The organism is Labilibaculum euxinicum, assembly GCF_963678175.1.
In the GTDB taxonomy this organism is placed as follows: Bacteria; Bacteroidota; Bacteroidia; order Bacteroidales; family Marinifilaceae; genus Labilibaculum; species Labilibaculum euxinus.
The window spans coordinates 4782124-4807455 of the sequence record NZ_OY782756.1 but is presented as its reverse complement, the minus strand read 5'-3'; the positions used below and the strand labels follow the sequence as shown (position 1 = coordinate 4807455).

The window sequence follows — 25332 nt, the reverse complement described above, 5'->3', positions numbered from 1 at the left end:
TTAATCTAATTTTGGAGCAATAGTAATAAAACTAAGCAATTGAATGTTATTGATATCCGAGTAATCGTATTGGAACAAGCCTTCCGGAGATATTAAAACTAAAATTGAACCCAAAGGAATAACGTCATAAGGAGTCATGTCAGAGTACACTTTCACTAAATTGGAACCTAAGTTTAAGGGATCCGATGCATCGTAAATTTTCAATCCGGCAGTTCCGTCGCAAACAAACAACATATCATCATCAATACCCAATCCGTACGGATTTTCCATACTGTATGATTTTAGCAATGTGGGAGCAGTAATGTCACTCAAGTCGACAACATCCAGCTGACTGGTATTTTGTCCGCAAAAATTTCCTGCACGAAGTGTGATGTATGCCAAATCATTGTGCATCACCACTGGGTCGCAACTCATAAAATGAGAATATTGTGAAACGAATTGTGGTGCAAATGGGTTTGTGATATCGAAAATATACATTCCATTTCTAGCTCCTATATATAGGTTTGATTCATTGACAAATAATGTTTCCATTCCCCAGCCAACGTTTAGTGTGCCGTTTTTCGATATTTGATCCGGATTAGAGATATCAAACAATCGAAGCGATGAGCTGGAGTCAAGCGTATAAAGAGTGTTCGAATTTATCATGAATTTAGCCATAGAGCCTGCTTTTCCTGTTCCTCCAGCGGAGGCTTTTGCACCATTCGACATAGATGCTTCTGAAAACATGATATCATCATAGTAAGGATAGTATTTAGGCTCTACGTACTTTTCGCTGATTCTTTTCACTTTCCAACCAACTACGACACCTTTTTCTGGATCAATTTGCCCAATTTGATAATTATTGTCGGTTGGTGGTAATGAAAACGGGAAAATATCGGCGAATCGTTTTTCTATTGAAATGGTATTGATATCACTGATATCTATAGCTATTAAATCGGTGTAGGAGTCAGCATAAAGAATATCATCTTTTATGGCCATGTCGATGTTCCCCGGAATAGAAATGAATTTTGAGTTTATTGGTTTTGTAGGATCTGAATTATCGATAACATGAATTCCTTCGAATTTCTCATTTACTAAAATATAATCCTGATAGAAATAGATTTTTCCGGTAACCAACATTTCCTTGGCACTTTCTGTCTTAACAGCATTCTTAAATTCCTCAGTTGGCATATAGACTGGTTCATTTATTGTGTATTCATGCTCTAATTTATCTTCGCAAGACCAAATTCCTGCACATAATAAAATAAGCATCGATAGGAAGGTGAAATATTTTGTAGTTTTCATGTGAATTTATTTAAAATCGATTTAGTGGTTTGTTTTATTTCATGATGCAAATTGATTCAGAGGGTTGCGTTCTTCTATTTCATTTTTATTGTTTTATTCAACGCAACCATTACCGTGATGCATCATCAATAAAAAAAACAAAACCATGATTATGAAGACTCCTAACGTATTAATTAAGCCAATTTTAATAATGGCACTTGTTATATTATCTGTTACCGGAACAATGGCACAGAGAAATGTAGATGTAGTTACCTTAAAAAATGGTAATGTTCTGAAAGGAAAAATTGTCAGACAAGTTCCTGGTCAATTTATTGAACTGGAAACCAGAGATAAGAATTTTTGGCAGTTCGATATGGAAGATATTTCGGATATACGCTTTGAGGCTAAAAGAATGCAAAAAACGGCTAAGGATAGTCTTCCCATGAAGAATGAGGGAATGTTTTATGAAGTTCGTATGGGGGCACTGGTTGGAAATAACGATAATAAAAACAATGCTCCTTTTAGTATGTTACTATCTGGAAGCTACTTGCTTAAGAATGGAGTGTCTTTTGGAATAGGTGGTGGCTATGAAGCGTATGATGAGGCACAAATGCCTTTGTTTGGAGAGGTTAAATACCATTCCAAGATTAAAGGAGTTAAAGCCTTTTTGTATTGTCAGTCGGGATATTCTTTTTCGTTAGATAATATTGATGGTCAAAGCTATTATTACATTACTAATGAAGATATCGATTCGAAGGGCGGTTGGTTGATTAATCCCGGAATTGGTTTTGTGTTAGGAAATAGCTCTAAAACTAATTTTACTTTAAATATTGGTTATCGCTATCAGAAAATGGAGCACAAATGGCACAATACTTACTCGGATGATATGGAATATTTAAAACAGGAAATTAATCGACTTTCTATTCATGTTGGTATAATTTTCTAAAAAAGTACTCTGGATTTGAATTGTTTCGAAGATTGTATTTACTTTCAAAAATAAAATCAGGATGAGTCCTGATTTTTTTTATTTAGTTCTATGCATGGTAAATTTTTTCTCTATATAAGCTTCACTGCTCTTCATTTTTGTAGAAATAGATAAAATTTAATCAGTTTCTTATATCTTTGCAATTCAAAATTAGTTTAAATAAGAAATTTGGCACGAATTGTAGCGATTGATTACGGAAGGAAAAGGGTTGGGCTGGCTGTTACAGACCCATTTCAGATTATTGCAAACGGTTTGGATACTGTTGCAGCAAAAGATGTATTGACTTATTTGGAGAAATATTTTCAGACAGAAGAGGTTGAATGCATTGTTGTGGGCTATCCAAAGCAAATGAATAATGAGGATAGTGAATCTGTAAAATATCTAAAACCTTTTTTGGGGCAATTGAAAAAGAAGTTTCCCGAAATACCAATCGAATTGGTAGATGAACGGTTTACCTCTAAAATTGCTTTTCAAACCATGATTGATGGTGGCTTAGGAAAAAAGGCAAGAAGAGATAAAGCGATGATTGATAAAGTGAGTGCTGCTATTATATTGCAATCGTATATGGAAACCAAAAGGAATCTGTTTTAGGATTTATTTGGATTTAGATAATTAGAGAGAGAAAAGAATGATTTTACCGATTACCATTTACGGTCATCCTGTTTTAAGGAAGGTCGCTAAAGATATTGATAAGGATTATCCTGAATTGCAGAAATTTATGGATGATATGTGGCAAACCATGTATTTTGCCGATGGAGTTGGATTAGCAGCTCCACAAGTTGGGCGGTCAATAAGAATGTTTGTGCTCGACTGTTCTTCTTTTGCCGAAGATGAACCTGAATTGGAAGGTTTTAAGAAAATGTTCATTAATGCGAAAATTACTGAACGTACGGGAGAGGAATGGTCTATGTCTGAAGGATGTTTAAGTATTCCTGGCATAAATGAGGATGTTATTCGTCCTGAAACCATTAAAATTGAGTATTACGATGAGAATTGGGAATTTCATGAAGAGGAGTACTCAGGATATGCAGCCCGGGTTATTCAACATGAATACGATCACTTGGACGGAATCTTGTTTACAGATCATTGTGCACCTTTAAAAAAGAGGCTCTTAAAAGGAAAGTTAACAGGTATATCGAAAGGGATTTTTAAAGCTAAATATCGATTTACACTCGCAAAATAATTTCAAAACCTTACCATTTCGGTAGGGTTTTTTTATTTGGAAACGGTTTGTTTATATTTTTAGGGAAATCCTGAAAATAGGTGTTGTGCTGCAGAATTTTTATAATTTAATTAAACAAATACTAGAAACCTCCGTATTAGCAGATGTTGACTGATAAACTAACTTAAATCTCTTAGGATGAAAAAATTATTACTACTACTTATTTTTCTTGTTCCATATTTAGGTAAATCCCAGGATATTGAACAATTCCTATTGGCAGGAACAGAAGACGCATCTAAATTGACTGAAAATTATGTGAATCCGGTTGCTAAAGGTTTTATGTACGGATTAAATAATGGTTGGTATTCAACTGGTCGAACTCACAAGAAATTAGGCTTTGATATCACTTTTGTTGCCAATTTGGCAAAGGTTCCGGGAAAAGACGAAGTGTTTCAATTTGCTGCAAGTGATTACAATAATATTAGTCTGAAAAGTGGGGGAAATTCTGCTCAAATTCAAACTTTGATGGGAGGAAATAATAATGAAACTTTGCTTGCCAGAATTGAATCAGGTGATGGAAGTTTTGATGTTGCTGAATTTAGTGTTCCCGATGGTATTGGCAGTGATTTACCCATGAATGCAGTTCCAGCGGCTACATTGCAGGTAGGTATTGGAATTCCTGGAATTGATGCCGATTTAAAATTGAGATACCTTCCTAAAGTCGGATCATCAGACTTAGAAGTTGGAATGTTTGGTATTGGAATTCAGAAAAGCTTAACGAAAATCTTGAAAATTGATAAAACTCCGGTGGATGTTTCCGCACTGATCGCTTATACAAAACTGACCTCAGAATATGATATTCAAGGAGATTCAGGTTTTGACGGAAAGGGTCAGTTGATGGAATTTACAACCAATGCCTATACAATTCAGGCAATTGCTTCGGTGAATTTAAAATTGATTGAGTTTTATGGTGCAGTTGGTTACAATACAGCAAAAATGGATGCAGACATTAAGGGAACATATAAATTAGAATATACTGATGTGAATACAAACATTAGTGGCGATGCCGGTACTTTAGTCGATCCGGTTTCTGTTGATTTTAAAGCAAGCGGTGTAAGAGCAACCATTGGAACTCGATTAAATCTGGGTTTCTTTAAAATTTTCGGAGATTATACTCTTCAAGAATACAATACGGTTACTGCAGGAATTGCATTCAGTTTCAGATAATTTTTTTGAATGTATTGCAGCTTTCTGTTTATTAGATAAATAAGTCCTTGTTCCTGTGAAGTGAACAGGGACTTTTGTTTTTTAAGAAGATTAGTGTTAAATTCCATTAACCATAAATTGAATTATTAATGACTTTTAGAGAGTTGCTCCGTCAAAATCCTTTTCTTCGGCTTTTACTTCCATTGGTGTGTGGAGTTATTTTGTCTGATATTGTTAGTATCCCTCAAATTTTAAATTGGATTTTGGTTCTGTTTGGTCTTTTGGGAGTTGTTCTTTTTGCATTAAGTGAGAAACTCCGTAAATCATATTCATTACGCAGTTTATTTGGGCTTTTTATATTTATTCTGTGTTTTGGATTTGGAAATATCCGTTACAATGACATTCAGTCCCAAATGTATCTGCCCATTTCAAAATCTAAAATTATTTTAAAGGGTAGGGTGCTGGATACACCTGCAGAGAAGGGCAGGAGCTTTGCTTTTGTATTGGATGTTCAGAGTATTAAAGTTTCAGATAAGTGGCAAAATGTGTTGGGTAAAACAATGATTTACCTTCAAAAGGACACGAAGGCCAGGGAACTTGGAATAGGTGATCTGCTTGTACTAAAAACTGAACTTCAAAGAGTAAAAAACGCTGGTAATCCGCATGAATTTGATTATGCATTTTATCTAAAAACTCAACACATCTTGTATTCTGCCTACGCCGACTCTTTATCATGGAAGCAGATAGGAAATGCTTCTGATTTTTCAATTAAAGTGATGGCTTCAAAATGGAGGGATCATTTATTATCGATTTACCGAAAAAATGGAATACAAAATGAGAGTTTTGACATTCTGGCAGCCCTTACATTAGGATACAAAACCGGAATGGATCCGGAAATTAAAAGAACTTGGGCTGATGCCGGCGCAATGCATGTTCTGGCGGTTTCCGGCTTACATGTTGGGATTATTTATATGATTATGAATTATTTGATTCGATTTTTAGCTCGTTTCAAATACGGACGTTATTTGCAGGGTATTCTTCTTTTACTAACGCTCTGGACTTATGCACTTTTAACTGGAATGTCCCCATCGGTAATGAGATCAGCAACCATGTTTAGTTTTATTGTGATTGGAAAAGCACTTAAAAGAGACGGAAGTATTTATAATTCCTTAGCTATATCGGCATTTTTTCTGCTATTAATTGATCCTTTTTTACTGTTTACAGTGGGTTTTCAGTTTTCCTATTTAGCTGTTGTAAGTATTGTGTTTTTTCAACCTCAGTTCGATAAACTTCTTTATATAGGAAATCCAATTTTGAAAAAGTTGTGGCAACTTACGACGGTTTCGTTGGCTGCACAAATTGGAACATTCCCCTTGGCTGTCTATTACTTCCATCAGTTTCCATCTTACTTTTTACTTTCCGGATATGTCGTAATAACTATGGCAGGGATACTTATTTATCTCTCTGCATTATTGCTTATTCTGTCTCCAATCGGAATTCTTTCCGAAGGTTTAGGGTGGATACTGCGAAATCTTGTTGAAGGAATGAATTTTCTGATTGTAAAAATTCAAGCTCTGCCAGGTTCGGTTATTAGAGAATTATCCTTAAGTCAATATCAATTGTTGTTTACTTATTTTCTTCTCTTTTCATTGATTGCGCTTTTGTCATTTAAACGAAAAAAAGCTGTTTATGCATTTGTAGTTATTTTAATTGGCATTCAATTACCAATTACAATTCGAATTTTTCAGGTTCCTAAAAATGAAATGCTGGTTTTTAATTCCAAAGGGCATAGTGTTATTGGTTTTGTTGAGGGAAGCAAAGGATTGTTCTTGGTTGATGGGAAAATGTCATCAGAAATAAGTGATAGAATAATTCAACCTTTTGTTCTGAAGGAAAATATTAATAAAATAAGCTTTGATACATTAAGACCTATCGATATTAAGTTGGTGGGTAAAGATGTTGTTGCCATAATCGGAAAAAGGGATAATAATTTGGAGAAAATATTAAAATTAATTCAGCCAGACTATATTATTTTGCGTTTGGGAGGTTTGCAATCTAAAAAAATGATAACAAAAGAATTTCCAAATTGTAAAATGATACTTGATGCTTCAATTTATAGCGGAGACCGGAAAAGATATCTTTCAAAGGAAAATGAAGGTGAAACGAATCTTTTTGATGTACAGAATAATGAAGCTTATTTTTGTGTTTTGTCAACTGTGAATTAACTTTTATCATTGAAAGAAAAGCTTTCGGATTCCCTCTTTGATTTCATAAAGTCTTTTGGTAATTTAGAGAGCTTGGCTAATTAATAATTTTTAACAAATAGCTTTAGATTTTGCTTGATTATGTGTTAATTTGCCGCTTCGAATTCCATTTATTTAACGGAACAAAGTTATGAAGATTGTAATTGCTGGCGCAGGGGCAGTAGGAATACACTTGGCGAAAATGCTGAGTAATGAAGATCATGATATTATCTTATTGGATAGTGATGAAGAGAAATTAAAGGAGATTGATTCCCATCTGGATTTATTAACCATTGTAGGGTCAAGTTCATCACTAAATGATCTTAAAGAAGCTCGGGTCAAAAAAGCAGATCTTTTTATTGCTGTAACTCAATCAGAGGAGACCAATATAACGTCATCTATTCTTGCTAAAAAGTTGGGTGCTATTCGAACAATTGCCCGTATTGATAATCAAGAATATTTGATTCCTGAAAATAAAGAATACCTTAAAAGTTTGGGAATTGATGAATTGATTTATCCGGAGCGATTGGCCTCAAAAGAGGTAATTAGTTATTTATCCAGATCGGGAACAAGACAATTGTATGAGTTCTCGGGAGGTAAACTTCTTTTGTATGGAATAAAAATAAGCAGCAAGTCAGTATTTATGGATAAAACCATGGCTGAAGTTGCTGAAATGACTGCTGATTTGGATTTTAGAGCCGTTGCCATAAAACGTGAGGATGTAACGATCATCCCAAGAGGGCACAATCGTTTTTCCCGCGGCGATTTAGTTTTTGTGGTAAGCAAACCCGATGCAATGGAGCGGGTGATGAGTCTTGCCGGAAAAGAGAAATATGAAATTAAAAATGCGATGATTTTGGGTGGAAGTCGTATTGGTCAGAAAACAGCGATGGAACTGGGCAAGAAAATGAATCTTAAATTGATAGAAATTGATAAGGATAAAAGCTTAAAACTTGCAGATTTACTTCAGGATACATTAGTTATTAACGGTGATGGCCGTGATAAGGAATTGCTGAAAGAAGAAGGGATTCACAAAATGGATGCCTTCGTTGCTGTTACAGGAAATTCGGAAACGAACATTTTAGCTTGTTTGTTGGCTAAAAAAATGGGGGTGAAGAGAACCATTGCGGAGGTAGAAAATATTGATTATATCGATTTGGCTGATAATATTGGTGTTGGTACCATGATTAATAAAAAATTATTGGCTGCCAGTTATATCTATCGATTTACAATGGATGCCGATGTTCAACATTGTAAATGGCTGACTGTTTCGGAGGCTGAGGTTATTGAATTGGTGGCTAAGCCCGGTTCCAAAATTACCAGAGGTATATTAAAAGATATGGATTTTCCTGATGATGCCAATATTGGTGGAATTATAAGGGAAGATGAAGGTATTATTGCAACAGGTGAAACTCAAATTCAGGCTAATGATAAGGTTGTTGTGTTTACTCTTCCATCTGCAATTAAAAAAGTTGAGAAGTTCTTCAAATAATAGTACTAAGAGCCGAATTTAATAAATTCAGGCTCTTTTTTATCTTTTTACAGAACGAATTTTAAACAATATTTTTCCTTTTTGGAAATTGTAAAATAAGCTGGTTCGAAATGCTCAACTGGAAATTTGTTTTTTATGTGATGTCGGTTTTAATGATCGTGGAAAGCTTTTTCCTGATTATTAGTTCCGCAGTAGCCCTTTTATATGGAGAGGGTGATTTTATATACTTTGTACAATCGGCGGGTATTTGCTTTATATTTGGGGGCATTGTATATCTGTATACCCGGGGTTGCAGCAGAGATATTGGTAAACGGGAAGCATTTTTGGTTGTAAGCTTGGTTTGGGTTGTCTTCTCTGTCTTTGGAGCATTTCCTTTCCTTTTGGGTGGCTATATCCCAAATTTCACCGATGCTTTTTTTGAAACCATATCTGGCTTTACCACTACTGGTGCTTCAATTGTGAATGATATAGAAGCCTTACCTCATGGCATCTTATTTTGGAGATCTTTAACTCATTTATTGGGAGGAATGGGGATTTTGGTGTTGACTGTTGCTGTTTTACCCGTTTTTGGAATTGGAGGAATGGCTATGTTTAATGCTGAGGCCGCAGGTATTACTACTGATAAATTACACCCGCGTATTAAAGAAACAGCGCAACGTCTTTGGGGTATATACATGCTTTTGGTTGCAGTCGAAACCTTATTTTTGGTGTTTGGAGAAATGGATTTGTTTGATGCTGTTTGTCATTCATTCGGAACATTAGCTTCAGGTGGGTTTTCTACTAAAAATTCGAGTATTGCTAATTATTCTCCTTACATCCAGTATGTGATTATTGTATTTATGTTTTTAGCCGGGGTAAATTTTACTCTTCATTACTTTGCAATAAAAGGAAGGTTGAAAAAGGTCTGGAAGAATGAGGAATTTAGAGTATATACCGGTTTAATTATATTGGTAACAAGTATAATTACTTTGACCTTGGTCTATTTGGATCACGGGCCCTTCGAGAAATCATTTCGTGATGCTTTATTTCAAGTTACTTCAATAATTACAAGTACAGGTTTTGTAAGTGCTGATTACACACAATGGCATCCATATTTGGTGTTTCTCATTTTTGGCTTGATGTTTACAGGCGCTTGTGTTGGTTCTACATCGGGAGGAGTTAAAATTCTTCGCCATTTACTTCTCTTCAAAAACAGTATACTGGAATTTAAGCGAATGATTCATCCTTCGGCAGTATTACCGGTTCGTTATAATAAAGAAATGGTGGGACAGGATGTGATTTCTAAAATTCTGGCTTTTGTTATTTTGTACATAATGGTTTTTTTTATTGGTTGTTTTGCGATGACACTAATTGGTTTGGATCTAATTTCGGCTATGGGTGCAGTGGCAACAACTATGGGAGGAATTGGTCCTGGATTAGGAGTTGTTGGCCCCATGAATAATTTTGCTTCAGTACCGGAAGCAGGTAAATGGATACTTTCATTTTTAATGATATTAGGTAGATTAGAGTTGTTCACCTTTTTAATTATTTTTATTCCTTCTTTTTGGAAGAATCAATAGATATTATTAAAAAAAGCCTTAGAATTATATCTTTGGTTAAATATTAAGGCAATCAAAGTGGTAAAGCACAAAATAATACTAAATATTCTTGGTAAACTCCTGATTGGGGAAAGCCTCTTCTTGTTTCTGTCACTGTTGGTTTCGCTGTTGTATCAAGAATCTGATAGTATGGCTTTCGTGAAGTCTGGTCTGATTACTTTTACTGTTGGCGGCATGAGTTATATGCTTTCAAAAGGTGTTGGAAAAGACCTTGGGAAACGAGAAGGCTATATTATTGTAAGCATTGTTTGGGTGGTTTTTTCAATATTTGGATGTTTGCCATATCTTTTTAGCGGTGCTATTCCGTCGGTTACCGATGCTTTTTTTGAAACAATGTCTGGTTTCACAACTACTGGTTCTTCTATACTTAATAATATTGAAGAATTGCCTCACGGGATTCTTTTTTGGCGATCACTTACTCAATGGATGGGAGGAATGGGGATTATTGTGATGTTTCTTGCAATACTTCCAACTTTGGGGATAGGAGGACGAGAATTGTTTATCGCAGAAGTCCCGGGTCCTGCACCTGATAAATTAACTCCCAGAATTAAAGAGACTGCTCGCAATTTATGGGGATTATACATTCTGTTTACCTTCGCTGAAACGATTCTGCTTTTTATTGGAGGAATGAATTTTTTTGATGCAATTAACCACTCGTTAACAACTATGGCAACAGGTGGTTATTCAACCAAACAAGCCAGTGCGGGATTTTTTACATCCCCATATCTGCAATATGTTATTATCTTTTTCATGTTTGTTGCCGGAACAAACTTTACCCTTGCTTATGCGATGGTAACGGGAAAAGCTACAAAGGTGTTTAGGGATGAGGAGTTTCGTTTTTACGCATTGGTAGTTCTGTTGTTTACTGGTATTATTACACTTGTTTTGGTTGTAGGAGATAATTTTGGACTCGAACGTGCATTTCGCGATAGTTTGTTTACGGTAGTTTCAATTATAACCACAACAGGTTATGCAACTGCCGATTATTTGCTTTGGACACCATTTTTAGGAATGTTGGTTTTTGTATTGTTCTTTGTTGGAGGGTCAGCCGGATCAACAGGAGGAGGAGTAAAAGTAGTGCGGATTTTATTGCTTTTTAAAAACAGTTTTTACGAACTAAAACGTTTGGTGCATCCAAATGCAGTAATTCCAATTCGTTACAATGGACATGTCGTAGATCAAAAGACAGTTACCAACATTCTGGCGTTTTTTGTTTTTTATATTATCATTTTCATGATCTCCTCAATATTAATGTCTTTATGGACTCCTGATATTTATTCAGCATTTAGTGCTGTAGCAACAACGCTTGGTAATATTGGTCCTGGATTTGGTGAGGTTGGGCCAATGGAAAATTTCTTTCACTTACCTGCATTGGCAAAATGGTTTTTATCCTTTTTAATGCTGCTTGGTCGATTGGAATTATTTACAGTGCTAATATTATTTTCTCCTTCTTTTTGGAAACATTAAGCATTTGAACAGCAGAATTATTTTGGTTATACAATTCTCAATATATTATGTTTGTTGCGGGCTATTTTGGTAAGTCTGTTAATGTAATTTTTGTGTTTGAAAATCATTTGTTCGTGTAAGAATTTGAATGCTTTAACATGTTTTTTTGCAATTGTTTTGTTTAATATTGATCAATATTTCGTCTTATTCATTTTGAATAACATTACAATTAAAAATTTATGAAGAACATTACAGAGTACAATCATCTAATTGAGAAAGAGATGGCAAAATACAGGCAGATACGCGGAAAATTTTTGAGCAATTTGAAAATAAATTTAACAAGGGAAGTATTGTTGCAACTCACCATTTTAACAATGCAAGTCCGGAGTTAATAAGTTTGGTAAAATCAGAGCTCGAAGAAGTGGGATTCAGACCCGAACTGATAGGTAATAAGCCAGATGGTCATGTAGCGCTTCGCGTTAGTTTGCTCAGATCATCAGAGATTGCAGCTTCCAGATAATTACTAAAAACAATGCCGTCAATATTCAGTTGATGGCATTGCTTTTTAAGTTTGGTTTTATAGTATTAACTCACCAATTCCTGGTCGGATAATTTCAAAGGAATCAGTAGTACAGTCAACAATTGTAGAAGCAGTGTTTCTGCCGTAACCTCCATCAATAACAAGATCAACTTGTTTGCTGTATTTCTCATGAATTAATTCAGGATCGGTGGTGTATTCAACAACTTCATCCGGATCATGAATTGAAGTAGTTAGTATTGGATTCCCTAATTCCTCAACAATACTTATCGGAATGTAATGATCAGGCACACGAATACCAACAGTTTTCTTTTTACTCTTGAATAATTTAGGAACATTACTACTTGCCTGTAGAATAAATGTGAAGGCTCCGGGTAAATTTTTCTTCATCATTTTAAAGGTTGTATTGTCTACTTTGGCGTATTCCGACAGGTTGCTTAAACTACTGCATATTAAGGAAAAATTTGCTTGTTCAGCATTTACTCCTTTTAAATTAGCAATCTTCTGTATGGCCTTATTATTGTTTATGTCACAGCCAATGGCATAGACGGTATCAGTTGGGTAGATGATAATTCCGCCATCCTTTAAAATATCAGCAATTTTCCTGAATTCCCGATGGTTGGGGTTGTCAGGATACAATTTTAAAAGCATTTGTAGTGGTTTTGGGTTATTACGGATGATAAAGATAAAAGATTCTTTGAAATAGCTAATGTACTGATGCCTATTTATTTTGCCGCTTGAAAAGGAAAGAGGTTGGAGTACTGCCGGATTGGGATTTGATACAAACAAAAAAGGAGTGCCGAAGCACTCCTTTTTTATAATATCATCTAATGTTTAACCATTTAGTTTGTTGTAATCAGCAAGGAATTGCTCCAAACCTTTATCGGTTAAAGGGTGATTTAGCAGACCTGTAATGGCACTAAGCGGACTGGTTGTAACATCAGCGCCAGCTTCGATACATTGAACCATGTGCATGGTGTGACGAACTGAAGCAGCCAGAACCTGAGTTTCGAAACCATAGTAGCTGTTCATATCTACAATTTGACGAATTAAGTCAATACCATCAGTACAAATATCATCTAAACGGCCAACAAAAGGAGATACATATGTTGCTCCCGCTTTAGCTGCCAACAATGCCTGACCTACTGAGAATATCAAGGTACAGTTAGTTCTGATATCCTGTGAGCTTAGGTATTTTACTGCTTTAATACCATTTTTGGTACAAGGAACTTTCACAACAATTTGTGGATGAAGAGCGGCTAATTCCAAGCCTTCAGAAATCATTCCTTCAAAATCGGTTGCAATAACCTCAGCACTTACATCACCATCTACAATTTCGCAAATATCAACATAGTGCTTTTTGATGTTTACTTCCCCTTTAATCCCCTCCTTAGCCATAAGAGATGGGTTAGTGGTAACGCCGTCAAGGATTCCTAAATCCTGCGCTTCTTTAATCTGATCAAGATTTGCTGTGTCGATAAAAAACTTCATTTTACGATTTTTAGTTTGTTATTTGTTCAAAACGAAAATACACTAATTTCTTTTACATACAAAGAATAGCATATGTTTTGAACTCAAGAAATAAAACATAGAGACGCGAAACTATTTTCGCATCATAGAGATTCGAAAAACATGAAGTTGGTGGGGGTAAAAAAAGAGCCGATGGAGGGATTCGAACCCACGACCTGCTGATTACAAATCAGCTGCTCTGACCAACTGAGCTACATCGGCGTTTTGTTATTTTTAGAAGGTAAAACGATCCTTCAAATAATCTTGTAAAGAACGAAAACAAGCCCGGAAGCTTTCTTTATAGTTTTAATTGAGCCATTGATGAGAATTGAACTCATGACCTCTTCCTTACCAAGGAAGCGCTCTACCCCTGAGCTACAACGGCAGTAACAAAATAAAAGGAGATCATCTTCCTTAAATTGAGCCGATGGAGGGATTCGAACCCACGACCTGCTGATTACAAATCAGCTGCTCTGACCAACTGAGCTACATCGGCGTTTTGTTACTTTTTTGAAGGCTAAACGACTCTTCAAATAATCTTGTAAAGAACGAAAGAAAGCCCGCAAGCTTTCTTTTAATTTTATTGGAGCCGATAGGGGGATTCGAACCCGCGACCTGCTGATTACAAATCAGCTGCTCTGACCAACTGAGCTATATCGGCATTTTTATACAAATAATAAAAGTATAAAAAGTGGGTAAACAGCTACGTCGCACTGCTTCGACCACCTACCCTTGCTGCCTTCCGACCCTGGGGGGATTCAGTAGGAGCTAGTCGCATAGTGCTTACCCGACGACAAAAGTAGAAAAATCCTGATTCCTCGCAAACAAATTATGCAACTTCTTATCTAAATTTTAGGTGGTGAATAGCCAATGGTTTTATTCTCAGAGAAATAATTTTTTTTTTAAACGATGTTTTTTTTCAGGAAGCATTCATTTTGGATATAAACAATGAGCAATTGAAATCAGAATTAAGCTTTTTTGAGTACGGCTTTCTTGTAAAAACGGATATCTTTGTGCTCGAAAAACAAATTTATCTTTCATGCAGATTTTTAAAAATTCATTACTTAGACACACTTTTCTTTTTGGGGCATTGGTTGGAGGAGCACTAATTTTAGCGGCCTTTGTGGTTTACCTAAAAGATTTATCGGTTAATTTTGATCCGAATCTTCGATCCATAAATCTATTTTTAATAGTTAGCGGGATCTTTTTTGGCGTGAAAAAATATCGCGATGATGAATTGGGTGGTGCAATTAGCTATGGTAAGGCATTAGCAACCGGAATCCTTATTATAGGATTTGCATCTATGTTTTATTCCATTTTCATTTATGTTTTAACAAGTTTTTTTGATACGGCTATTATTAAAGAAGCTATAATTTTTCTGGAAAAGGGCCTGCATGAAATGGGATATCAGCAAAAAGATATCGATTTGCTGATGGGAATCTATAAGAATATCACACCTGGATTATTTGCTTTTGGACAGTGGTTCAGTAAAGCATTGTCAGGGCTGCTTTTTTCTCTTATTTTGGCCTTTTTCTTTCGTCAGAACAGAAATTTGTTTAATAAGAACTCTATTGATAAATTTAACGAATCGAATAATCAGTAAAATTTCAATATGGATATCTCCGTTGTAGTTCCTTTGTATAATGAGGAAGAATCGCTTCCTGAATTACTGGCCTGGATTGATCGGGTGATGCAGGCAAATAGTTTTAGCTATGAGGTTGTTTTAGTTGATGATGGAAGTAATGATACTTCCTGGACTGTGATAGAGGATTTACAAACTAAGTATTCTTCTGTTAAAGGAATTAAATTCCGCCGAAACTACGGGAAATCGGCAGCGCTTTTTAGTGGATTCGAAATTGTTAAAGGCGATGTTGTTATAACTATGGATGCAGATCTTCAGGATTCGCCGGATGAGATTCCGGAACTGTACCGTATGATAAAAGAAGATGGTTTCGATTTGGTTTCGGGATGGAAGCAGAAGCGTTACGATCCAATTTCCAAGACAATTCCAAGTAAATTTTTTAATAGAACAGCAAGAGCCATGTCTGGTATTAAACTGCACGATTTTAACTGCGGTTTAAAAGCGTATAAGAAAAAGGTTGTGAAAAGTGTTGAGGTGTATGGCGAAATGCACAGATACATTCCAATATTGGCCAAAGAAGCTGGTTTTGTTAAAATCACAGAAAAAGTGGTTAAACATCAGGAAAGAAAATATGGTGTAACAAAGTTTGGTTTGAGCCGCTTCATCAATGGTTTTCTCGATTTATTATCCATTAGTTTTATCAGCAAGTTTGGTAAAAAGCCAATGCACTTTTTTGGATTGCTGGGAACATTAATGTTTCTGGTCGGTTTTTTTGCTTCTGCGTGGATTGGCGCTCAGAAACTGTATAGCATGAGTTTAGGAGAAATAGCCCCCCGCGTAACCAACAGTCCGTACTTTTTTATTGCATTAACAACAATGATTATTGGAACTCAGTTGTTCCTTACCGGATTTATAGCTGAATTGGTAAGTCGCAGCTCATCAGAGCGCAATACCTACCAAATCGAAAAAGAAATTTAAATAATCAGTGAATGTGTAAAAACTGATAGCTGTTTACTGATAACTGTTTACTGGAAAAATGATAAAGAGAATCATTCGAATTTTACTGCAAATATTTCCTCGTCCGATTTTGATTCGAATGAGTCTGATAATAAATCGTATGCTTGCCGTATTTCTTATTGGAAATAAAGTTGAATGTCCGGTATGTGGCGGGCATTTTCGTAAATTTCTTCCTTACGGATACACTAAAGCCTCGGGGCGTGATAATGTTTTGTGTCCGAAATGCCTTTCTTTGGAACGTCATCGGTTAATGTGGTTGTATCTAAATGAAAAGACAGAGTTTTTCACGAAGGAACTTAAGGTTCTGCACATAGCTCCCGAACAATGCTTTTACAAGCGGTTTAGAAAGTTGCCTAATTTGGATTATACCACAGCTGATTTGGAATCTCCCATTGCTGATGTGCATTTCGATGTGCAGGAAATCCCCTTTTCCGAAGCATCATACGATGTGGTGATCTGCAACCATGTTTTGGAGCACGTAACAGATGATGCAAAAGCCATGAGTGAGATTTACCGTGTGTTAAAACCTGAAGGATTTGCCATTTTGCAAGTTCCTATGGACACCAAAAATCCGCTAACGATGGAAGATCCAACGGTTACTGATCCGAAGGAGAGAGAGAGACTGTACCGTCAAAAAGATCATGTTCGTTTGTACGGATTAGACTATGCCGATAAATTGTCCAAAGTGGGATTTTCTGTTTCCCAATCTCAGTATGCAAAAGAAATTTCTTCCGATTTGGCCGAAAAGTATCGCTTGCCAATGAATGAAATTTTCTATTTCAATCAAAAACGATAAGATGACCGAAGAAATTAAATTTTCAATTATTATTCCGGTGTACAATCGTCCGGATGAGATGAAAGAACTGCTTGATAGTTTATCTGAGCAGACTTTTAAAGATTTTGAATTGGTTGTTGTTGAAGATGGTTCATCGATAAAAAGCGAAGAGCTTTGTGATACGTACCGCGACCGAATAAATATATCCTATTTCTTTAAACAAAACGAAGGCCCCAGTATCGGGCGTAACTACGGATTGGCCAGAGCAAAAGGGAATTATTACCTGTTTTTCGATTCGGATTGTATCCTTCCTGCTCATTATATGGAAACGATACATAGAGAGCTGACGGACAATTTTGTGGATTGTTATGGTGGCCCCGATGGCGCTATGGACGATTTCTCGGATTTCCAGAAAGCAGTTTCCTATGCCATGACTTCTTTTTTCACCACCGGTGGAATCCGGGGAGGGAAGAAGCAGGTACATAAATTTCATCCGCGTAGTTTTAATTTGGGCTTTTCGAAGGCAGTTTATGAAGATACCGGAGGATTTCCGGTTACTACCATGCATCCGGGCGAAGATATGGTTTTTGCTATAGAGGTAATAAAACGCGGATTTGAAACCCGTTTGGTTCACGAAGCATATGTGTTTCATAAGCGGAGAATCTCCTTTAAAAAATTCTACAAGCAGGTTTTCGGATTTGGAAAAACCCGATACATCATCTCTAAACATTATCCGGAAACCTTCAAGATCTTCTTTCTGTTTCCATCTTTGTTCGCAATCGGAACAATTGGAGCATTAGTTTTAGGAATAGCTGTTCACAGAATTTTTGCTTTTCCAGTTCTTTTGTACGCTTTCCTGGTGTTTGCAGATGCACTCACAAAGACCAAATCGTTTGCCATTGCAATAAAAGCACTTGCTGCAAGTTTTGTGCAGCTGTTCGCATATGGTATTGGATTTTTGGATGCCGTTTGGAAACACAAAGTTTTGGGGAAAGATGAATTTGGAGTGTTTGGGAAAGGGTTTTACGAATAGGAATTTGAACAAGAGCAACATCTTATCTTTTACAGTCTGTTTAACTCACTTTCGCTGGCAGATTTTTTCTTGAGGCCTCCTTTAAAATGATTGAAATTGTATTTGATTAAATCCGCACCCACGTGTTGTCATGGTCAGGAATTGATCGGCTATAATATTACAGTATCTGTCTTCCCACACATTGCCCGATGGGTTTAAAATATCATTTCAATATTAATATAAATTCACTGCGTTTATTTTACGGACATTCAGTAGCTTGTGTCAGAATTATGCACTGAGATAAAAATTGAGACAGTACATTTTAATTGTCTCTTCTGTATTTAATTTGGGTAGCAGGGCTTACTGTTGTGTCTGATAGCACTAAGGTCGAACTATCCGAAAGCTCATAAGCTAGGTATATTGTATCGGCCTCTGTTGTATCTGGATACAAATAAAGTACGAATGTACTATCTGTTCTTGAATAGATCGTTTTGTCCTTTATATTTATATTGACGCTTGGTTTATATTGAATGATTCCATGGTTGGGCAATTCAAGTTCATCATCAATAGAATTAGTAAAAAAGGTCAAATTTTGTCCCTCAGATATATTTTGCCAATCAGATTCTCCAGTCTTGCTCCCAATTTCAGTCCACTTCATTGCATACGCATAATTATCCCAATCGATAGTTATTTCGGGAGTGTTGTTGTCATCTTTTAGGCATCCAGAAAGGAATAAAAGCGATAGAATAATTGTCAAATAAGTTTTCATTTTTTTTGAATTTAGAATTTGTCTTATTTTTTTAAGACGTTATTTTATTGAATTGGTTGCGTGTTTATAAGTAACGTATAAAGAGAAAATTTGTAATAGAAATCGACTTGCAGATTTTTTTTATTTACAAAATGGTTTTGGGCTTGATCAAACTTCTCGCCAGAAAATTGATTTTTTGTAGATTGTTTTTTCTTGTATATTTTAGGAATATTTGGATGAAAAAAAATTGCCGGGAGTAAATCCATTTCCCCCAAAAACGTTCCCGGCAATATGTAAAATTAATAAATTATGCCTGCTTAAAATTCATTAGATATTCGGCCACCCGCTGGAGGGGTTGAAACCCCATTATTTAACTGAGCTTGCAAGGATAGTCTTTCCGATGCTGTCATAACGGTATTGTCAGATTTATATACAACAGCATCTAATTCACGGTACACATCAGACCGGGCAATATAGGGTAAGTATAAGGAATTAACCCAACGTCTGTCTAAATCAGACGGAATACTTCCTTGATGGATATGACTACCATCTTTTTTTGTGTACATTGGTTCACTTGTACTTACAACTACACTCCGACTGGATGTCATTGAAGAATAACCCATGATTGAATTAAGGTCATAACTTCCAATCATATGATAATTAGTAGTTCTTTTAGTGAATTGACTTTTACCTTTTGAGGTTAAATTTGATGAGTTAATAGTCACATAATTGTCTCTGTCTTTGCGGCATTGTTCGTGTAACATACCACATGCATGTAATATTTCATGTTCTATAACTCCAGTACTGTAATAATAGAAAGCAAAATCAGCAAGACTAATCTCTTGTCTTCCTCCAATTCGGCCAATATATGACTGACTGGTATCTTCATTTCCTATGGCTTTGAAGTCTACATATGGATAAGCAAAACCATATGTAGGATCAACGGTTGGTTGCCCGGTTGCGTTGTAAAATCTAATATTAGTTCTTGATTCAATGTCCAAAAGAGCTGTTTTAATACGAGACTTCTGGGTGGGGGTTAAATTAGCATTGTATGTAAAACGTACCATAGCCCAAAGATTATATGCCGTAGGATATATACCTAAAGCTTTTGTCTGTTCTCCATTTTCAGAAGATAAATTTCCTGGTAGGTTTGTAACAGGATTTAATGAAGTTATTGGTGTCGGATTTTTTGTTGCTTCAATAAATATTGTTCCACTGTCATTCAATGCTTTTAATTGGATGGGAGATAATAGGATATCTCCTTCCCAAAGATAATTATCTCCTTGCTTTTCTACGACAACTCCTGATTCAAGGGTTATTAGTTCCGGAGAATAAGTTACTTTACTTGTCGTTTCATCTATTTCTTCCTGAGAACACGAAAATAATACTAAGCATAAGCTTACTATTAAAGTTGAATTTAAAATGTTTCTTTTCATAATATGAATTTATTAATGGGGAAAGGGATTGTTGTTATTTGTCAGTTTGAATCTTTATTTTTGATAGTATTTCTATAAGTTTAAAATTTTCTGTTGGTATATCCAGTCTTGAGTCTCCTTGGGTTATTATGACTTTGAGTCGATATCTATATCCTTTTTCATACTCAAATCCTTTAATTATGATGTAATGCCAGATAATATTTTTCATTGGTATTTTCGTCGGTTGCTTCCATGCACTCTACCAAATCAGGTGAGTCAGGGATGGTACCATTTAATATTGTTTCAGACTCAATATTAATTATTGTCGTTTTTTCGTTTGAATTATTATTGTTATTACATCCTGTTGTGACAAGAATTGCAATAAAGGCAAAGACAAGGCACAATGGTGAAAGCATTCGTTTAGCATTTAAATCTCTATTCTTGTTTTTCATTTTAATACTTTTTAGTTATGTAAGGTTAAAATCTGTATAGTAGCTTAGCCCTTATTTTCAGATAGCTTTGACTACTATTGTCACTTTCTGAAGAGGTTTTGTTTGTCTTATTGTTAACCTACAGAGGCTTCTTTCCATATTTTTTTATCCTAAAAAGTAGATTGTCATATTATACTGGGTTAATTTCTCTGTTTAGTTAGATTCTTTTCTATTATACATATATCCTAACCTCTTTTCCATCTATAACAACATAATATTATTGTCTACTTTTAAGTTGTGCCAATTCATTTTGATTTAGAGTCTTAAATGCTTTGCTTTTTTTTATGAAATATTCGTTGTAAACTTCTTTTAAAACTAAAACCTAAATTCAACAAATACGATTAACTTACTAATTGCTTGTGATTAGAAATCTCAGCAAATTGGAAGCTGTTTTCTAATCAAAAGCAGGTGAAATGATTAGTTAAAACAAAATATATGTCGAACAAAATAGTGAAGAGAGACAGGGGAGCTGTTGAAAATAACAAATAGCAAGTGTTGGTTCTTTTCTAATCACCGGATAAGATACCTATTGCAATTTGATTAGGAAAAGGGGCTGTTTTGATTAGAAAAAAACATGTATTTTTTGGATTGAAAATTCAATTTAGAATTGTTCTAATGATGAAATAATTATTTTGTTATGAAAAGTAATATGCCTTTATTCTGCGAAAAGTTCGTGTGTAAAGCCTTTCACATACAAGGCAATGATTATTTTTTTGCAGGTATAGTGGTTGTGGCAACAATTGGAGCATTCGTTTTAGTGATAGCTGTCCACAGAATTTTTGCTTTTCCAGTTCTTTTGTACGCTATTCTTGTGTTTGCTGATGTACTCACAAGAGCAAATAGTTTGCCATTGCAATAAAAGCGCTTGCTGCAAGTTTTGTTTAGTTGTTCGCTTATGGCATCGGATTTATGGATGCCGTTTGGAAACACAAAGTACTGAGGAAAGATGAGTTTGGTGTGTTTGGGAAGGGGTTTTACGAGTAAGGGAAAGAATACTGCAGACTGAACTAATTCCCATTTGTATTCTATTTAAGGCAAGGCAGAGGTATCAGGCTTTACCCCGGTATCGTAGTTGGTTCCGCCAAATTGGATAAATTCCTTTGGTGATACAAAAAACTCGAATTTTGTATGAGGAAGCTTAAAAGTGATATAATCACCATAGTATTTTAGGTGCTCGCCTGTAGGTTTATTGCCTACTATTTCACCTAGTTTGTTCTCTTTTATAATTCCTGCAAATGTAGCTGCGGCACTATTTGTTCTTTCATTTATTATAACGAATAAATCTCCATTAAATAACGATTTTTTAGGATTAGGAATATGTATTAAAGTGCTGTCTTTTAAGTTGTAAATTGTATCATCATTTAAATGATTTATAATATTATACAATTGTGGATTTCTTGCCTTGTATAGGGTTTTTATTTCATCACTTACACGAATACCAATAGATGCATATTGGCAGTATGGTTTATATGTCAGGTAATTTAGAAGACTGTCAACGGCACGGCTTCTTCCGCCAGGATTATTCCTCACATCTAAAATTAAGGTAGAACATTCTTTTTGTTTTATTGAATCAAAAGAGTTGGAAAGAAAGGAATAGAATGTATCATCACCAAAGAAGGACTTTATGGATAGGCGTGCCACTTGATTATTCTTGGAAAACTCCAATTCATATTGGTCTTGTTTTGGATTTGGATATTGACTTTTTCGAGAGAAATACTGATCATTAGTAACTGCATTTATAATAAGAATTGAATCTGTAGAGGCTGTTTTGATATGGAATTTTTCTGATTCTCCATAAAGAACCCAAAAGCCCATGTTAAAGAATCTTTCTACTGCATGATCTCCGCATTCCCTATTCTTAACACCAACAATACTTCTTAAATCAGAGAGTATTTTTTTAGAATCTATTGAATTAACTGATACTATTTCAATTTCACTCAAGTGCTGATTTTGATCTTCACTCAAGTGCTGGTTTAAAAATAATTTATTGTCTTTAACCAGAATTGTAAATGGCATACAAAGGCCTCCATTCGACATGTATTTTTGCCTCTCTTCAATAGGGAAATTAAATCCTGTATGTGTGTCTTCAATTCCCGACAAAAGTTTTGCCATTAACACAAAACTACCAGTAATGGATATGCTGTCTGGCAGAGTGTTTAGAATGCTGTCGCAGGTATTGCTCCACGATTCTGAGAAGTTTTCGTCTAAGAATTTAGGATGAATACTTGTACATTTTTCTTTTAAAAATTGAAAATCATCTTTTATTTCGCTGTTTGAAAAGTAGTCTGGAATGTATTTCTGACTACATGCATTGTAGGTAATCAGAAATACAAATGAAAGAAGAATAAAGTTTTTCATGGAAGGTTGCTTGGTTAATTAGGAGTAGTACCTACTTAAACAATAATTATTGGTGTTTAAGTAGGTGAGATTGAATAGTGTGAAAATAAAACGTTTTTATATTGTCTTTGTTTTTTTAGTTATAATTTCGTAATAAATTTCCAGAAACTCTCTTAAATTATCTTTTGCTACAAGGCACAAATCGATAGGGTTACCATCGAACTTTTTTTTGAGAGCAAGATGCGGACACCCCCCTCCACATACTGGTAAAAAGAAGCATTCCTGGCATTCTGGCTTGTCAAACACATCTGCGCCAGTTAAGTACCGAGTTAGTTTTGTCGGGTTTATGGCGTTGTTATTTGAAATATTTCCTACAACTTCCTTTTTATTACCAACATCTGTCCAACATTTGTAAATATCTCCTCTTGCATCAATCAAATATCCATAAAGCTGACGAGCCATACATTCCCCGCTAACCTTTATGGGAAAGAAATTAGAGTTTTTGATTCCGTATTTAGAGAATTGTTCAATATTGAAGTTTGCTTGTTCCTGATTGTCCATCAGTATATCATCAACGGAAGAACAGGAACCATACGATTTCTTTACAATACCAGCGTATATTGATACTTCAAGACCGGTAAAGTCAGTTCTGATTTTTTTGTAAATTTCATGATAATGATCTTCGTTGGTATGATCCACATTAACCCTGACAGTTAAAGCAATTTTTTGAGCTTGTATTAATGGTTTAAGCCGAAGTATATTTGTATATATAACATCAAAAGAATCTGTTTTTTTTATATGAGGTCTTCTTTTATTATGAATGCTTTCAGGACCATCAATTGTTACGTGTACATGCCTTATTTTTAATCCATGTAATTGATTAACAACTTCCTGAGTTAATAAATAACCATTTGTTATTATTGACGAGTAGTAATTTATTTCCAGTAATTTTATTTTTTTTGTTAATGATTCAATTCTATCGAAACTTAATAAAGGTTCCCCTCCAAACCATGTAATTGAGAGTCTTTTTACTTCAGCATGTCTTTTAATAAAAGATATAATATCATTTTCGATTTGGTCGGTCATATAAACTTTAGGGCGAGCGTCTTCAAAACAATAGCTGCATGCAAAATTACAATGTAAGGTTGGAGCTATTGTTAGTGTCATTAAGCTTTTGTCGAACCTTTTAATATGCCGGCTAAGTTTGATTTTTAAATATTCATCGTAATCATTATTTACAATTATTTTAGCCTGTTGTAACTTTTCTATTTCCTCTTGGGAAAAATAGTTATTGATCGTTTTGGTGTCATTTTGAAGCTTTTCAAATTTATTGAATGTTGATTCATCTAATTCAGCGAAGCTATTTGTAAGTGTATTATAAATTAAATATCCGTATTGCCGGGACTTAAAAAGAAAATTATATTTGGACCAATTCATTTTTATAAATTAAGATGGAAAGAAGATCGATAGAAATCGATCTTCAATTTGAATAGTAAATTTTAGCATAAATTACTTAGGCAACTGCAAGTTCCTCCACCATGTTCTGATGGTAAACATACGGCATCACAATCATAATTTAGAGATTGAGTTCCTCCTTTTGCATCTGAAAGCTCAGTGTCGCTAAGGTTAAACATCTGAGGAAACATTCTTTTGTCTTGATGTTGATCAACCTTCGGATCTTCTAAGAAATTAATTTTGTTCATTTCTTTTGATTATTAAATAACACCTACTCTATAACCTTTTCGGCAACCGGTATACTTTTATACTGACTATTCAACAATAAGAGTTTTTTTTGACTGATACAGATCTTTTAATTTAGTTTTCTAGATTTTCTCGCGACTGTTCTTTTGATTTAAAAATACTGACAATTGGAAAAAGTAATTTTTCAAGCAAACGGTGTTCTCCAATTGTTATTTTTGCATTCCCTTTCAGGTTTGGATAAAATGGAATGCATTTGTTTTGAGTGCTTTTCATTCCATTGATTAATGTTGCTTTTACAATAAAATAGCTTTTTTCATTCGTTTCTAATGGGGTAGGGAATACCTGAGAGACTTCTCCTTTTAGCAAACCAAAATTATTTGCAGGATAACCTTCCAGTTCAATATTTACTTTTTGTCCTTAATTTATTATTCCATTGGGGTTTATGACTCCATCTTTGAGGTTTGCGAACCTAATTTTTACGTATATCTATCATTCTTTTTAGCCTCCTTATGTTTCCCCTTCGGTTCCCCATGTTTCCGTTGGGATTTAAGAATATAAGTTTGGGGTTGTAAACCTAAAATTATACGTTCTCTTACCCTTTTGTTTGGGTGCAGAACAGCTTAATTACGCTTCCTAACCCCAAAATTTACCTTAGCTAACCCCAACGCTTTGATAAATAAGCAGAGTTCTTTGATGCTGAACCGTACTATTCCTATTATAAAGCCAATACAAACAGTTTTCTACCGACTGAGAGCCTCACTTTTAGTGAGACTCTCTGTATTAGTTCTTGGAATCAAGTTTTGTCGTGAACG

General features: G+C 35.0%; 22 protein-coding genes, 4 tRNA genes and 1 other RNA gene. 12 read left to right on the top strand and 15 right to left on the bottom strand.

All coding sequences use genetic code 11. The features are described from left to right. The gene (locus tag ACY0M5_RS19010; protein ID WP_461630238.1) at positions 1-1284 is read right to left on the bottom strand and encodes an LVIVD repeat-containing protein; all 1284 of its coding nucleotides are present in this window, start codon (positions 1282-1284) and stop codon (positions 1-3) included. A 151-nt stretch (positions 1285-1435) separates the two neighbouring features. On the opposite strand from ACY0M5_RS19010, the gene ACY0M5_RS19005 reads away from it, so the two are divergent. The 8 genes from ACY0M5_RS19005 (at position 1436) to ACY0M5_RS18970 (ending at position 11416) form a co-directional block, all read left to right on the top strand. Further along, positions 1436-2209, top strand: coding sequence for a hypothetical protein (locus ACY0M5_RS19005; RefSeq protein WP_461630237.1), 774 nt, complete (start codon positions 1436-1438; stop codon positions 2207-2209). Between the two features lie 207 nt (positions 2210-2416). After that, positions 2417-2839, top strand: coding sequence for a Holliday junction resolvase RuvX (gene ruvX / locus ACY0M5_RS19000; protein WP_124991286.1), 423 nt, complete (start codon positions 2417-2419; stop codon positions 2837-2839). A 37-nt stretch (positions 2840-2876) separates the two neighbouring features. After that, complete coding sequence (gene def / locus ACY0M5_RS18995) at positions 2877-3431, top strand: peptide deformylase (protein ID WP_124991285.1); 555 nt, start codon at positions 2877-2879, stop codon at positions 3429-3431. Positions 3432-3608: 177 nt separating this feature from the next. Further along, positions 3609-4637, top strand: a complete 1029-nt coding sequence (locus tag ACY0M5_RS18990; protein ID WP_461630236.1) for a DUF6588 family protein — start codon at positions 3609-3611, stop codon at positions 4635-4637. A gap of 128 nt (positions 4638-4765) precedes the next feature. Beyond that, positions 4766-6841, top strand: a complete 2076-nt coding sequence (locus ACY0M5_RS18985; protein ID WP_461630235.1) for a ComEC/Rec2 family competence protein — start codon at positions 4766-4768, stop codon at positions 6839-6841. A gap of 169 nt (positions 6842-7010) precedes the next feature. Then, on the top strand, positions 7011-8351 hold the full coding sequence (gene trkA, locus ACY0M5_RS18980; protein WP_461630234.1) for a Trk system potassium transporter TrkA: 1341 nt from the start codon (positions 7011-7013) through the stop codon (positions 8349-8351). Positions 8352-8461: 110 nt separating this feature from the next. Then, the gene (locus ACY0M5_RS18975; RefSeq protein WP_124991281.1) at positions 8462-9910 is read left to right on the top strand and encodes a TrkH family potassium uptake protein; all 1449 of its coding nucleotides are present in this window, start codon (positions 8462-8464) and stop codon (positions 9908-9910) included. Positions 9911-10078: 168 nt separating this feature from the next. Beyond that, positions 10079-11416 carry a TrkH family potassium uptake protein gene (locus tag ACY0M5_RS18970; protein ID WP_225441300.1) on the top strand — a complete coding sequence of 446 codons (1338 nt, stop codon included), beginning with the start codon at positions 10079-10081 and terminating at the stop codon, positions 11414-11416. 556 nt (positions 11417-11972) lie between these two features. Here the strand turns inward: ACY0M5_RS18970 and ACY0M5_RS18965 are convergent. The 7 genes from ACY0M5_RS18965 to ffs form a co-directional block, all read right to left on the bottom strand. Continuing rightward, a complete protein-coding gene (locus ACY0M5_RS18965) occupies positions 11973-12584 on the bottom strand; it encodes an L-threonylcarbamoyladenylate synthase (RefSeq protein WP_461630233.1) in 612 nt (203 codons plus the stop codon). Between the two features lie 183 nt (positions 12585-12767). Beyond that, on the bottom strand, positions 12768-13424 hold the full coding sequence (gene fsa / locus ACY0M5_RS18960; protein ID WP_101308812.1) for a fructose-6-phosphate aldolase: 657 nt from the start codon (positions 13422-13424) through the stop codon (positions 12768-12770). A 166-nt stretch (positions 13425-13590) separates the two neighbouring features. Further along, positions 13591-13664 (bottom strand) — tRNA-Thr (locus tag ACY0M5_RS18955). Positions 13665-13755: 91 nt separating this feature from the next. Then, positions 13756-13827: transfer RNA gene (locus ACY0M5_RS18950), tRNA-Thr, on the bottom strand. Between the two features lie 37 nt (positions 13828-13864). After that, positions 13865-13938, bottom strand: a tRNA-Thr gene (locus ACY0M5_RS18945). An 88-nt stretch (positions 13939-14026) separates the two neighbouring features. Further along, positions 14027-14103, bottom strand: a tRNA-Thr gene (locus tag ACY0M5_RS18940). Between the two features lie 30 nt (positions 14104-14133). Beyond that, positions 14134-14230, bottom strand: an RNA gene (gene ffs, locus ACY0M5_RS18935) — signal recognition particle sRNA small type. Positions 14231-14481: 251 nt separating this feature from the next. Between ffs and ACY0M5_RS18930 the strand changes: the two genes are divergently transcribed. Genes ACY0M5_RS18930 through ACY0M5_RS18915 form a run of 4 tightly spaced genes read left to right on the top strand, consistent with a single transcriptional unit; the run spans position 14482 to position 17849 of the window. Continuing rightward, positions 14482-15045, top strand: a complete 564-nt coding sequence (locus ACY0M5_RS18930; protein ID WP_461630232.1) for a DUF4199 domain-containing protein — start codon at positions 14482-14484, stop codon at positions 15043-15045. Positions 15046-15054: 9 nt separating this feature from the next. After that, a complete protein-coding gene (locus tag ACY0M5_RS18925; protein WP_461630231.1) occupies positions 15055-16002 on the top strand; it encodes a glycosyltransferase family 2 protein in 948 nt (315 codons plus the stop codon). Positions 16003-16060: 58 nt separating this feature from the next. Next, on the top strand, positions 16061-16837 hold the full coding sequence (locus ACY0M5_RS18920; RefSeq protein WP_156194296.1) for a class I SAM-dependent methyltransferase: 777 nt from the start codon (positions 16061-16063) through the stop codon (positions 16835-16837). A 1-nt stretch (position 16838) separates the two neighbouring features. Then, positions 16839-17849: a glycosyltransferase family 2 protein gene (locus ACY0M5_RS18915; RefSeq protein ID WP_461630230.1), complete on the top strand. Its 1011-nt coding sequence runs from the start codon at positions 16839-16841 to the stop codon at positions 17847-17849. A 301-nt stretch (positions 17850-18150) separates the two neighbouring features. On the opposite strand, the gene ACY0M5_RS18910 is transcribed toward ACY0M5_RS18915, so the two are convergent. The 7 genes from ACY0M5_RS18910 to ACY0M5_RS18880 all read right to left on the bottom strand — a co-directional run bounded on the left by ACY0M5_RS18910 (position 18151) and on the right by ACY0M5_RS18880 (position 24886). Next, positions 18151-18597 (bottom strand): hypothetical protein, encoded by a 447-nt coding sequence (locus ACY0M5_RS18910; RefSeq protein ID WP_461630229.1) that lies wholly within the window; start codon positions 18595-18597, stop codon positions 18151-18153. Positions 18598-18893: 296 nt separating this feature from the next. Beyond that, the gene (locus ACY0M5_RS18905; RefSeq protein WP_461630228.1) at positions 18894-20012 is read right to left on the bottom strand and encodes a M12 family metallopeptidase; all 1119 of its coding nucleotides are present in this window, start codon (positions 20010-20012) and stop codon (positions 18894-18896) included. Between the two features lie 34 nt (positions 20013-20046). Next, positions 20047-20220, bottom strand: coding sequence for a DUF4377 domain-containing protein (locus ACY0M5_RS18900; RefSeq protein WP_461630227.1), 174 nt, complete (start codon positions 20218-20220; stop codon positions 20047-20049). Next, entirely contained in the window at positions 20186-20443 is a 258-nt protein-coding gene (locus ACY0M5_RS18895) for a hypothetical protein (protein ID WP_461630226.1), read from the bottom strand. Before ACY0M5_RS18895 ends, ACY0M5_RS18900 begins: the two co-directional genes overlap by 35 nt. 1068 nt (positions 20444-21511) lie before the next feature. After that, a complete protein-coding gene (locus tag ACY0M5_RS18890; RefSeq protein ID WP_461630225.1) occupies positions 21512-22840 on the bottom strand; it encodes a S41 family peptidase in 1329 nt (442 codons plus the stop codon). 96 nt (positions 22841-22936) lie between these two features. After that, a complete protein-coding gene (locus tag ACY0M5_RS18885; protein WP_461630224.1) occupies positions 22937-23986 on the bottom strand; it encodes a radical SAM protein in 1050 nt (349 codons plus the stop codon). A gap of 648 nt (positions 23987-24634) precedes the next feature. Beyond that, positions 24635-24886, bottom strand: coding sequence for a hypothetical protein (locus tag ACY0M5_RS18880; protein WP_461630223.1), 252 nt, complete (start codon positions 24884-24886; stop codon positions 24635-24637). Positions 24887-25332: the final 446 nt, after the last annotated feature.

What these genes read in the sequence shown, in the direction of transcription:
- ACY0M5_RS18965 (WP_461630233.1), bottom strand. Translation starts at nt 12,584, where the DNA reads ATGCTTTTAAAATTGTATCCTGACAACCCCAACCATCGGGAATTCAGG.
- fsa (WP_101308812.1), bottom strand. Translation starts at nt 13,424, where the DNA reads ATGAAGTTTTTTATCGACACAGCAAATCTTGATCAGATTAAAGAAGCG.
- ACY0M5_RS18915 (WP_461630230.1), top strand. Translation starts at nt 16,839, where the DNA reads ATGACCGAAGAAATTAAATTTTCAATTATTATTCCGGTGTACAATCGT.
- ACY0M5_RS18910 (WP_461630229.1), bottom strand. Translation starts at nt 18,597, where the DNA reads ATGAAAACTTATTTGACAATTATTCTATCGCTTTTATTCCTTTCTGGA.
- ACY0M5_RS18975 (WP_124991281.1), top strand. Translation starts at nt 8,462, where the DNA reads ATGCTCAACTGGAAATTTGTTTTTTATGTGATGTCGGTTTTAATGATC.
- ACY0M5_RS18990 (WP_461630236.1), top strand. Translation starts at nt 3,609, where the DNA reads ATGAAAAAATTATTACTACTACTTATTTTTCTTGTTCCATATTTAGGT.
- ACY0M5_RS18930 (WP_461630232.1), top strand. Translation starts at nt 14,482, where the DNA reads ATGCAGATTTTTAAAAATTCATTACTTAGACACACTTTTCTTTTTGGG.
- ACY0M5_RS18970 (WP_225441300.1), top strand. Translation starts at nt 10,079, where the DNA reads ATGGCTTTCGTGAAGTCTGGTCTGATTACTTTTACTGTTGGCGGCATG.
- ACY0M5_RS18890 (WP_461630225.1), bottom strand. Translation starts at nt 22,840, where the DNA reads ATGAAAAACTTTATTCTTCTTTCATTTGTATTTCTGATTACCTACAAT.
- ACY0M5_RS19005 (WP_461630237.1), top strand. Translation starts at nt 1,436, where the DNA reads ATGAAGACTCCTAACGTATTAATTAAGCCAATTTTAATAATGGCACTT.
- ACY0M5_RS18900 (WP_461630227.1), bottom strand. Translation starts at nt 20,220, where the DNA reads ATGAAAAATATTATCTGGCATTACATCATAATTAAAGGATTTGAGTAT.
- ACY0M5_RS18920 (WP_156194296.1), top strand. Translation starts at nt 16,061, where the DNA reads ATGATAAAGAGAATCATTCGAATTTTACTGCAAATATTTCCTCGTCCG.
- ACY0M5_RS18895 (WP_461630226.1), bottom strand. Translation starts at nt 20,443, where the DNA reads ATGAAAAACAAGAATAGAGATTTAAATGCTAAACGAATGCTTTCACCA.
- ACY0M5_RS18885 (WP_461630224.1), bottom strand. Translation starts at nt 23,986, where the DNA reads ATGACACTAACAATAGCTCCAACCTTACATTGTAATTTTGCATGCAGC.
- ACY0M5_RS19010 (WP_461630238.1), bottom strand. Translation starts at nt 1,284, where the DNA reads ATGAAAACTACAAAATATTTCACCTTCCTATCGATGCTTATTTTATTA.
- ACY0M5_RS18925 (WP_461630231.1), top strand. Translation starts at nt 15,055, where the DNA reads ATGGATATCTCCGTTGTAGTTCCTTTGTATAATGAGGAAGAATCGCTT.
- ACY0M5_RS18905 (WP_461630228.1), bottom strand. Translation starts at nt 20,012, where the DNA reads ATGAAAAGAAACATTTTAAATTCAACTTTAATAGTAAGCTTATGCTTA.
- def (WP_124991285.1), top strand. Translation starts at nt 2,877, where the DNA reads ATGATTTTACCGATTACCATTTACGGTCATCCTGTTTTAAGGAAGGTC.
- ACY0M5_RS18985 (WP_461630235.1), top strand. Translation starts at nt 4,766, where the DNA reads ATGACTTTTAGAGAGTTGCTCCGTCAAAATCCTTTTCTTCGGCTTTTA.
- trkA (WP_461630234.1), top strand. Translation starts at nt 7,011, where the DNA reads ATGAAGATTGTAATTGCTGGCGCAGGGGCAGTAGGAATACACTTGGCG.